This window comes from Acetobacter sp. (assembly GCF_047723915.1).
GTDB lineage: Bacteria > Pseudomonadota > Alphaproteobacteria > Acetobacterales > Acetobacteraceae > Acetobacter.
In genome coordinates, this window is the sequence record NZ_JBDOBQ010000033.1 from 17767 (window position 1) to 28232 (window position 10466).

6 protein-coding genes are annotated in these 10466 nt (G+C 64.4%); 1 reads left to right on the forward strand and 5 read right to left on the reverse strand.

Annotated elements, in window-relative coordinates:
- Window positions 1–895: 895 nt before the first annotated feature.
- From lpdA to zapE, 4 genes are all read right to left on the reverse strand, one after another.
- The gene (lpdA, locus tag ABF990_RS13355; protein ID WP_415500947.1) at window positions 896–2623 is read right to left on the reverse strand and encodes a dihydrolipoyl dehydrogenase; all 1728 of its coding nucleotides are present in this window, start codon (window positions 2621–2623) and stop codon (window positions 896–898) included.
- Window positions 2624–2699: 76 nt separating this feature from the next.
- The gene (gene odhB, locus ABF990_RS13360; RefSeq protein ID WP_415500946.1) at window positions 2700–3920 is read right to left on the reverse strand and encodes a 2-oxoglutarate dehydrogenase complex dihydrolipoyllysine-residue succinyltransferase; all 1221 of its coding nucleotides are present in this window, start codon (window positions 3918–3920) and stop codon (window positions 2700–2702) included.
- Window positions 3921–4070: 150 nt separating this feature from the next.
- Entirely contained in the window at window positions 4071–6938 is a 2868-nt protein-coding gene (locus tag ABF990_RS13365; protein ID WP_415500945.1) for a 2-oxoglutarate dehydrogenase E1 component, read from the reverse strand.
- A 205-nt stretch (window positions 6939–7143) separates the two neighbouring features.
- Entirely contained in the window at window positions 7144–8367 is a 1224-nt protein-coding gene (gene zapE / locus ABF990_RS13370; RefSeq protein WP_415500944.1) for a cell division protein ZapE, read from the reverse strand.
- Window positions 8368–8494: 127 nt separating this feature from the next.
- On the opposite strand from zapE, the gene ABF990_RS13375 reads away from it, so the two are divergent.
- Window positions 8495–8833, forward strand: a complete 339-nt coding sequence (locus ABF990_RS13375) for a carboxymuconolactone decarboxylase family protein (RefSeq protein ID WP_415492549.1) — start codon at window positions 8495–8497, stop codon at window positions 8831–8833.
- A gap of 36 nt (window positions 8834–8869) precedes the next feature.
- Here the strand turns inward: ABF990_RS13375 and ABF990_RS13380 are convergent.
- Window positions 8870–10466: ComEC/Rec2 family competence protein (locus ABF990_RS13380; RefSeq protein WP_415506646.1), on the reverse strand; the 1597-nt coding region annotated here is incomplete at its 5' end.

Sequence of the window (10466 nt, forward strand, 5' to 3'; positions counted from 1 at the left end):
CCTGCCCCCCCAATGCCCCACCCTTGGCCCCGGTTATTTCAGGACTGGAGGTTTCAGGTCTCTGTGTTTCAGCTCTCTGTGTTTCCGGCCCCTGTGTTTCATGCCCCGGCATTCCAGACGCTGGCATTTCATGCACGGACGTTTCAGGCGATGGCGTTTCAGCCATCCGCGCTTCAGGTCTGGGCGTGTCCGGTCCGGGCTGCGTTGTCGATGGCCCCGCCGGTATGGGGGCGGCCGGGGGCTGGAGCAGAGGCTGGGATGGAGTCGTGCTGGCAACCTGTGAACCACCCCCGGGAAAACCCGGGCGCGGGTGCGGTGACAATGGAGGCACGGGAACCGATGGAGGCACCGCCAACGGTGATTGCGGCAGCGCGGCGGGCGGCGCTGGCAGCGCCTGCGGCGGCTGAACGGACGGAGCAGGTGCCACAACGTGCGATGCCGGCCAGAGCGGCCCGATGGGCCTGAACGGCGGCGCGGAACGGGAATGCAGAGGCGTGGCCACGGCGGGGTCCGCCAGAGGTGCCCGCTGTGAAACAGGAGGAGATGCAGCCGCTGCCCCACCGGCTGGAGAGGATACCCCCCCCGAGGACTGCGGCCCGGCCGCAGCACCTTCCACCGTTCTGTCCGCTGGCGTGGACCAGCTTGCCCCCACGTCACCGTCAGGGAAAAAAGCGTGAGGAGTCTGCCTGGCTCCGGTTTCAGAACCGGTAGCCCCCCCATCCGCCGTGACAGGGCCTGACAGTGACGGCGCGGGCGTAGTTTCCGCTATTGCCGGCATGGCCTGCACGGCCAGCAGACCGCCCACCGCCAGACATTTCAGCGCATGCATGCCGTAGTCTCTCCCGCAATCCAGTCAGCAGAGACTACGCCATTTTTTCTAACAGAAGAAAAACAATCACATATTCAATGCGCGATTGTCGGCGGCCAGTGCTGCTTCCTTTACAGCTTCGCTCAGCGTCGGATGAGCATGGCACACACGGGCGATATCTTCGGCGGATGCACCGAACTCGATCGCCATGGTTGCCTCGGCAATCAGTTCACCTGCTGCCGGCCCGATAATGTGAACGCCCAGAACGCGATCCGTTTGCTTGTCCGCCAGCACTTTGACAAAACCGTCCGTCATGCCAAGGGCGCGGGCGCGACCATTGGCCAGGAACGGGAACTTGCCAGTCTTGTAGGCTACGGCCTTGTCCTTGAGCTGCTCTTCCGTAAAGCCGACGGACGCCACTTCCGGCCAGGTGTAGATCACGCCGGGAATGGCGTCGTAATTCACATGACCGGCCTGTCCAGCCAGAATTTCGGCCAGGGCCACGCCTTCTTCCTCGGCCTTGTGGGCAAGCATGGGGCCCGCGATCACGTCGCCAATGGCATAAATGCCGGGCACGCTGGTGGCGAAATGTCCGTCCACTTCCACGCGGCCACGCTTGTCCAGCGCAACACCCGCTTCCTCCAGCCCCATGTTCTTGCTGGCGGCGGTGCGCCCCACAGCCACCAGAACCACGTCGGCCTCCAGCGTTTCAACCGATCCACCGGCGGAGGGTTCGATGCTCAGCACCACGCCCTTCTTGGTTTTTTCGGCTTTTGTCACCTTGTGGCCCAGCTTCATCTTGAAGCCCTGCTTGACCAGCAGTTTCTGGAACTGGGTTGCGACTTCGTTATCCGTGCCGGGCACAAGACGGTCCAGGAACTCCACAACCGTCACGTCCGAGCCAAGGCGGCTCCAGACGCTGCCAAGCTCTAGCCCGATCACGCCGCCACCGATCACCACCAGGCGCTTGGGCACTTCGGACAGTTCCAGCGCACCCGTGGAGGTAACGATAACTTTCTCATCCACCTCGATACCGGGCAGGTTCGCGCTGTCGCTGCCACTGGCGATGATGATGTGCCTGGCTGTCACCGGCTTGCCGTCAACACTCAGCCGGCCCGTGCCTTCGACCTTGCCATGACCTTTCAGCCAGGTAATGCCGTTTTTCTTGAACAGGAATTCGACACCCTTGACGTTGGCGCCGACAATTTCAGCCTTGCGGGCCTGCATGCGGGCCAGGTCGAGCTTAACGCTGTCGATCACCACGCCATGGGATGCAAAATCATGGCCTGCCGCATGAAAGTTTTCAGAAGACTGCAACAGCGCCTTGGACGGAATGCACCCGACATTCAGGCAGGTACCACCCAGAGTCGCGCGCTGTTCGACGCACGCCACCTTGAAGCCAAGCTGGGCGGCGCGAATGGCGCACACATACCCGCCCGGCCCGGCACCGATCACCACGACATCGTAATCGGTCTCGGCCGGGGCTGCGGCAGCCGGGGCGGCCGGAGCAGCCTTGGGCGCTTCCGCCGTGGCCGCGGGTGCCGGGGCAGCAGGGGCTGACGGCGCGGCACCGGCGGCGCCGGCTTCAAGCGTCGCCAGCACGGCGCCAACCTCGACCTCGTCGCCTTCCTTCACGGCATGGCTGGCCAGGCGACCGCTGGCCGGGGCGGGAACCTCGACACTGACCTTGTCGGTCTCGAGTTCTACAATCGGTTCGTCTTCCTTGACGGCATCACCCGGCTGCTTGAGCCACTTCCCCACCGTGGCAGTTGTAACACTTTCGCCAAGTGTGGGTACTTTGATTTCAGTCGGCATGGATCTTGTCTCGCTCACGTTTGGGGGCAGAAGGGAACAGGCCGGGGGCGTCATGCGCCACCCGGCCAGACCGGCCTCAGACGTCAATCAGGAGGCGGCGCGGGTCTTCCACATTCTGCTTCAGCCTTACCAGGAAGCTGACAGCTTCCTTCCCGTCCACAATACGATGGTCATAGGAAAGGGCCACATACATCATCGGACGGATCACAACCTGCCCGTTCACCGCAACCGGGCGTTCCTGGATGGAGTGCATGCCCAGAATACCGGACTGCGGCGCATTCAGGATCGGGGTGGACAGCAGCGATCCGTAGATACCGCCATTGGTGATGGAGAACGTGCCACCCGACAGTTCATCGAGCTTGAGCGTGCCTTCACGCGCGGCCTTGCCGAAACCGGCAATGGTTTTTTCGATCTGGGCGTAACCCATCTTGTCCGCGTCGCGGATGACAGGCACCACCAGCCCGTTGGGGCCACCGACCGCAATGCCGAGATTGATGAAGTCGCGATAGATCACGTCCTCACCGTCAATTTCAGCATTGATGGCCGGAAATTCCTTCAGGGCCGCAATGACCGCGCGCGAGAAGATGGACATGAAGCCAAGCTTCACGCCGTGCTTCTTCACGAAGCTGTCCTGGAATTCGGCACGCAGCGCCATGGCGCCGGACATGTCGATTTCGTTGAACGTGGTCAGCATGGCCGCCGTGTTCTGCGCTTCCTTCAGGCGGCGGGCGATGGTGCGGCGCAGGCGCGTCATTTTCACGCGTTCTTCGCGCGGGTCGTCGTTGCGCGGTGGCTTGGGAGCGGCGGCAGGAGCCTGCGGCTGCGCCAGAAAGCCCAGCACGTCACCCTTGGTCACGCGCCCGCCAAGGCCCGTGCCCTGCCCGATCTGCTGTGCGCTCAGCCCGTTTTCGGCCAGGAGCTTGCGCGCCGCCGGCAGGGCGGTCGCGGCATCCGCCGCCGGAGCCGCCACCTTGGGTGCGGGGGCAGGCGCGGCCGGAGCAGGAGCCGGCGCGGCTTTTTTCTCGGGGGTCGCGGCCTTGGCGGCAACTGTCCCCGCGGCACCGGGTTCAAGCGTGGTCAGCAATGCGCCCACTTCCACTTCGTCGCCTTCCTTGGCGGCCTGCGGGCCCAGTGCTCCGGCCTGCGGCGCGGACACTTCCACACTGACCTTATCGGTTTCAAGTTCGACAATCGGCTCGTCTGCCTTCACCGCTTCACCCGGCTGCTTCAGCCATTTGGCGACTGTCGCGGTTGTCACGCTCTCACCCAGTGTCGGCACCTTGATCTCGACTGACATCCTGTTCCCCATTTCTTTTCAGAAATCCCCGATGTGGCGCGCCATTTTTTCGCGCAGCACCGGTCCTGCCACCCGCGACCCGCACGGGTGCTCATGAATTAACCTATGCCCGACCCGCGCATTGCACGGGCCGGTGTTTCAGACCCGGCCTCAGGCCGTGGCTTTTACCCCGAGAGCCCGCGCAACCAGATCGGCCTGTTCGGCCGCGTGGATACTGGCAAGCCCTGTCGCGGGGCTGGCCGCGGCGGCGCGCCCGATATAGCTGGGCCGCCCTGTCTTGTGCCCGGCCTTGAGCAGCGCCCCTTCGATCCGGCGGTCGACAAAATACCAGGCACCCCCGTTCTCCGTTTCTTCCTGGCACCAGATGATATCGGCTTCAGGATAGCGCTTCAGCTCGGCCGCGAGAGCCTCCGTCGGGAAGGGGTAGAGTTGCTCCAGACGCAGGATGGCAACATCCTTGATGCCTTTTTCGCGGCGTTCGGCCAGCAGGTCATAATAGACCTTGCCCGAGCACAGCACGACACGGCGGATTTTTGCATCCGGGTCCAGCGCGTCCACTTCGGGCAGCACGGGCGTAAAGCGCGTGCCGGGACCGAAATCCGCCAGGTTGGACACGGCAAGCTTGTGACGGAGCAGGGATTTGGGCTCCATCAGGATCAGGGGCTTGCGGTAATCCAGCTTGAGCTGGCGGCGCAGGGCGTGGAAGTAGTTCGCCGGTGTGGTGATGTTGCAGACAAACATGTTGTCTTCAGCACAGAGTTGCAGATACCGCTCAAGCCGGGCGGAGGAATGTTCAGGCCCCTGCCCTTCGTAACCATGGGGCAGCAGCATGACCAGACCGGACATGCGCAGCCACTTGGTTTCGCCCGAGGCAATGAACTGGTCGATAATGACCTGCGCGCAGTTCGCAAAATCACCGAACTGGGCTTCCCACAGCACAAGGTTCTGCGGGTTGCGCAGCGAATAGCCGTATTCGAAACCCAGCACGCCGTATTCGGACAGCAGGGAGTTCCAGATCTCGATCTTGGCCTTGCCGCCTTCCACCGCGTTGAGCGGCGTGAACTGCGTCTGGTTGACCTGATCGGTCCATGTGGCATGGCGCTGGCTGAACGTGCCGCGCTGGCAGTCCTCGCCCGACAGGCGCACGCGGTGGCCGTCAAGCAGCAGCGAGCCAAAGCCCAGCGCCTCGCCCGTGGCCCAGTCGAACCCTTCGCCCGAGCTGAACATGGCCGCCTTGGCCTTGAGCTGGCGCGCGATCTTGGAATTCAGGTTGAAGCCGTCGGGAACGGTGGTGATGGCAACGCCGATTTTGTGCAGCGCGTCCTCGGACACACCGGTTTCGGGGAAAGCGCTCTCGGACTTGTGGCCCGGGGCGGTCATGCCTTTCCAGCCACCTTCCAGCCAGTCGGCCTTGTTCACCTTGTAGGACTGGGCAGCCTTGTAGTCCTCGTCCAGCTTGTCCTGGAACGCATTCCACTGGGCCTGCACCTCGGCCTCGGTCGCGGCGCCGACCTGCACAATGCGCTTGGCATACAGCGCATGCGGCGTTTCGTGTTCGGCAATGGCCTTGTACATCACGGGCTGGGTGAACACGGGTTCATCCGTCTCGTTATGGCCATGGCGACGGTAGCATACGATATCAAGCACGATGTCGGAGGCGAATTTCTGCCGGTAATCGGCCGCGAGGCGGGATGCATAGATCACGGCCTCGGCGTCATCACCATTCACGTGCAGCACCGGCGCGTTGATGGATTTTGCGATATCGGTGCCACGCAGCCCCGAATGCCCGAGTTCCGGATTGGTGGTGAAACCGACCTGGTTGTTCACCACGATATGGATACTGCCCCCCGTACGGTAGCCGGGCAGTTGCGACATGGCGAAGGTTTCATACACGATGCCCTGCCCCGCGAACGCGGCGTCACCATGGATGACGATGGCCATGGAAGAATGGCGGCCTTCGGTATCGCCCGAATCGTCCTGAATGGCGCGCACCTTGCCGCACACGACGGTATCCACGGCCTCGAGATGCGACGGGTTGGGCTGGAGCGAGATATGAACAGGCCGGCCACCCACTTCCACATCGGTCGAGGAACCGAGATGGTATTTGACGTCGCCCGAACCATCGACATTGTCAGGCTTGAAAGACCCGCCCGCAAATTCGTTGAAAATCGCAACGTAAGGCTTGCGCACCACATTGACGAGCGTGTTCAGGCGGCCACGATGGGCCATGCCGATGGCAACCGATGTCACGCCCTGGCTGGCGGCCTGGTCGATAATGGCATGCAGCGACGGAATGGAGATTTCCCCGCCTTCAAGGCCGAAGCGCTTGGCGCCCACATAGCGCTTCTGGCAGAACGCCTCGAACCCTTCGGCTTCGGTCAGGTTCTTGAGAATGCTGCGGCGTTCCTCGACCGACACGTTGGTCTGCCAGTTATCGCCCTCGAGCCGCTGGCGGAACCATTCGCGCTGCTCCGCCGTGGGGGCCTGCATGTATTCCGCACCGATGGCGCCGCAATACACGCCGCGCAGGGCGGCAATGATGTCCTTGACCTTTGCCGTCGTCTTGCCCGACAGCAGAGGGGCCATAAGGGAGCCCACGAACACGTCGCGGTCCAGGTCCTTTGCGCCAAAACCGTAGGTGGCGGGGTCAAGTTCCTCACGCGGGGCGGGAATTTTCAGGCCCAGCGGGTCCAGTGCCGCTTCGAAGCTGCCATATTCGCGGTAGGCCCGGATCAGCCGCGCGATGGACAGGCTGTCCTGCGCGGAAAGACCGCCCACGGCCGCACCCTTGGGTGCGGGGGCCGGTTCGTCCCCCGTGATGATCGAGGCGCGCGGCGCCCAGGACGCCCCGACCGCGTCCTGCAGCACGGCGGCTTCATCGTCCCCCAGGGAACTGAAGAGAATATCGAACGATGGATCAACGCTGGCGGGTTCCTTGACCCACTGGGCGTACAGATCCGCAAGGTAAGCGATATTGGCACCGTTCAATGCGGTTGCCAGCATGTCCGTGACCGCCATCTTACATTCCCCTTTGCTGCGGAACCCGTCCGCGCTGCTGACCAGATAGTTTGTCACACGCCAAGGTAAGCCGAACCATCTTTACTCCCGCTCCGGGTCCAAACCCCGAGCGCCCTTTTGCAATCCTGCGCCGGACCCTGCTGGCCCGGCGGCTGTGTCCCAAAGAGCTAGACCCGCCCTGTCGCGGGAACAAGATCGCCTTCTGTCACGCTCTAGAGAGGCTGTGCGCCGCCTGAGCCGCCTGGGCCCCGTGTTCGAGCCAGCTTTCGCTCCCCATTTCCGCCAGACGTGATGCGGTACGGGCGAATGCGTCCGACCCTTCGCCCTGCGTGAACAGCTTGTCGGGCGGGGCTTCGGCCGATGCAAACAGCAGATTTCCGTTGTCGTACAAGGCGTCGATCAGGGTAATGAAGCGGCGCGCCAGGTTGGCCTCGTCCTGCCCCATGCAGGGAATGTCCTCGATCACGACCACCGGAAAGCGCTTGGCGAGGGCGAGATAATCGTTCGGTCCAAGCGGCCTGCCACACAAAGAGTTGAAACCGAACCGGCACACCGGCCCCGCCGCCTGTTCGATCTCGAAGCTGCGGCCGCTGTATTGCAGTGTTACCGGCTCGATTTTCTGGCCCGCCGCATAACGCCTGAACACATGCTGGAGTTGCTGGCTGGACCGGGTATCCGCCGGAACAAGCCATGTCTCCTGGTCCTGCTCGCGCCCACGGCGGTAATCGCGCGGCGAATCCAGTTCGATCGTGTCGAGTTCGCGCCGGATGATGGCGATGAACGGCTTGAACGCGTCCGCCCCAGGCCGGTTCTGGAACAGTTGCGACGGCTCGGTATTGGATGTGGCGACAATCACCACCCCGCAGGCGAACAGGGCTTCGAACAGGCGGCCGAGAATCATGGCGTCCGCGATGTCGTTCACCTGGAATTCGTCAAAGCACAGCAGCGTTGCCCGCCCCGCAATGCTTTTGGCCAGCGGCGGAATGGGGTCGGTCATGCTGGGGTTGTCGCGTTTGAGTTCGAACAGACGCTGGTGCACGTCCTGCATGAAGCGCAGGAAATGCAGGCGTTCCTTCTGCCGCACGGGGGCGCAGGCATAGAACAGGTCCATGACCATGGTTTTGCCACGCCCGACACGCCCTACGATATAGAGCCCGCGCGGGCGGGCGGGGCGGGGCGCGACGGCCTGCGGCCGCAGGCGGCTGACCAGCCCCGAAAACAGGCCGCGCGCGCCATTGTCCGGCGCGGGGGCCTGAGCCGGCCGGTCGGGCATGGCCGCGAGTTCGCGCCACAACTGGTCAAGCCGCTCGATCACACGGGCCTGATCCGGATCGCTGTTGAGGTCACCCGCCGCCACGCGCTGCCGGTAAACCGCCAATGGCCCCTGCCGTGTGCTGGCGGCAGGCGCGCTCTTGTCTGTCTGTGTCATAACCTGCCCGATACCGGCAGGAGAGCGCCTTTCGCAAGCGTCCTGACCTCTCCTAACCGTGTCGTGACAGAAAGTGGGCTCTCTGCTGCACTGATTATGTCCGCAAACCGTTTCGAAAGCTCAGATCATGACCGACTGGAACGCCTATCGCGCCGATATGCAAAAAAACGTGAAGACCCTGGCAAAGCTGACCCCCAACACGCTGAGCGGACTCCAGACTCTGGAAACCCCGTTGCCCGAAAGCAAACACCTCGACCCCAAAACGCGTGAACTGATCGCGCTGGCCGTTGCCGTCACCACCCGCTGCGATGGCTGTATTGCCGTCCATTCCGCCGCGGCCAAAAAAGTCGGCGCCAGCAAGGAAGAAATAGCCGAAGCCCTGGGCGTTGCCGTCGCCCTGAACGCCGGCGCGGCTCTGGTCTATTCCAGCCGGGTCATGGCCGCATTCGAAAGCGTTGAAGACTGACGCCCCCTGTAGCGGCCTGCCCTGAATCCGGGCGGATCATTCGGACCTGGGAAGCGGCAGCAGGGGAGTAGCGTGCCCACCGGGCCGGAGCATCCAGGGGCGGCTTGCGCCAGAAGGCCGCGCCGCACGCACCCGCACAGGCCCGGACAGCGTGAGCGTATGCGCCCCCTGCCACCAGGCTGACATACGGTCCAGCCGCAATGGTGCTTGCGGGCAGACCAGACCGAACCGCGCGGTGCTGATGACCCCATCCGCCCCCGCGCAGAGCGAGGCCAGTGCGCCCGGACCGTCACCCGGCCCCTCACCCGCCTCGTCACCTGCCTCCTCCCCCGCCTGTGGGGGCTGCTGGAGCACCAGCACGATCTCATGCCCGCCACGCAGCAGCAGGCAGATGCCGGGCACCCCGTCCTGCCCGCAGGTAAGCGCACCGTCAGCGGTCTGGGCCTGCGCCGTCCAGGCCCAGGGGCGGGCGGGCAGGCCCAGGGCCTGAGCCCAGGCCGCCGATTGCACGCCCCCGTCGCGCGACTGCCCCATAAGCAGCACGGCGTCGGGCATCCGTATGCCCAGCATGTGGCCATCAGGGCTGACAAGAATATCGGGGCGGGCCACCAGCCAGGGCGACAGCAGGCCCAGCGCCAGCCCAGCGCAACCCAGCCAGCGCCACCCCCGCCGCCACAGACACAGCCAGCATAACCCCAGCAACGCCCCGACAAGCCCCCAGCCCGGCATATGGGGCACCGCCAGCCGGGCACCCGGCCAATGGGCCACGGTATGGGCCATCCACAGCACGCAGCGTATGCCCAGCCCCATCAGGTGCAGGCACCCTGCGTCGGCATGGAATGGCATGCAGCAGACCGCCAGCAGACCAAGCGGCATGATCCACACCGCCATCAGCGGCACCGCCACCAGATTGGCGAGCACGAAATACGGCTCGACCACCCCGAAATGCGCCATGACGACAGGCAGTGTCGCACCCCCTGCCAGCAGGCTGACCAGCGCCAGCCCGCCCACATGGCCGAGCAGCCAGCCCACAGGTCCCCGGACCCTGCCCCGCCACGGCACAAGGCGGGGTTGCAGCGATTCGTAACCGGCAATAAGCGCCATGACCGCCGCCATGGACATCTGGAACACAACGCCCACCACCACCTGTGGCCGCGCCACTTCCAGCACGGATGCCGCCAGCGCCAGCCCCCGCATGGAAACGGGCCGCCGCTGCGCCGCAAGCCCCAGCACCACCACACCCGCCATCAGCCAGCCGCGCTGGGCAGGCAGATGCGCACCGGTCAGCAGCACGTAAACCCCGCCTGCAAGCCACGCCACCAGTGCGGACACCGCCTTGCAGGGCCAGCGCAGGGCCGCGTATTCCCACGCGGCCAGCAAAAAGCGGCACACCCCCATGACGACCGCCATCACCAGCCCCAGATGCAGCCCCGCCACCGCCAGTAAATGAGCAAGCCCCGACGCCGCGAAATCCTCCCGCACGGCGGGGGCAATGCCCTCGCTTTTTCCAGCCAGCAGGGTTGCGGCCACGCTCCCGACATCGCCGGGCAGAACGGCGCGTATGCGCATGTCCATACGGGTGCGCAGCTTTTCCAGCCACGCGTACCACCCCTCCGCCACCCCCCTGTTCGCC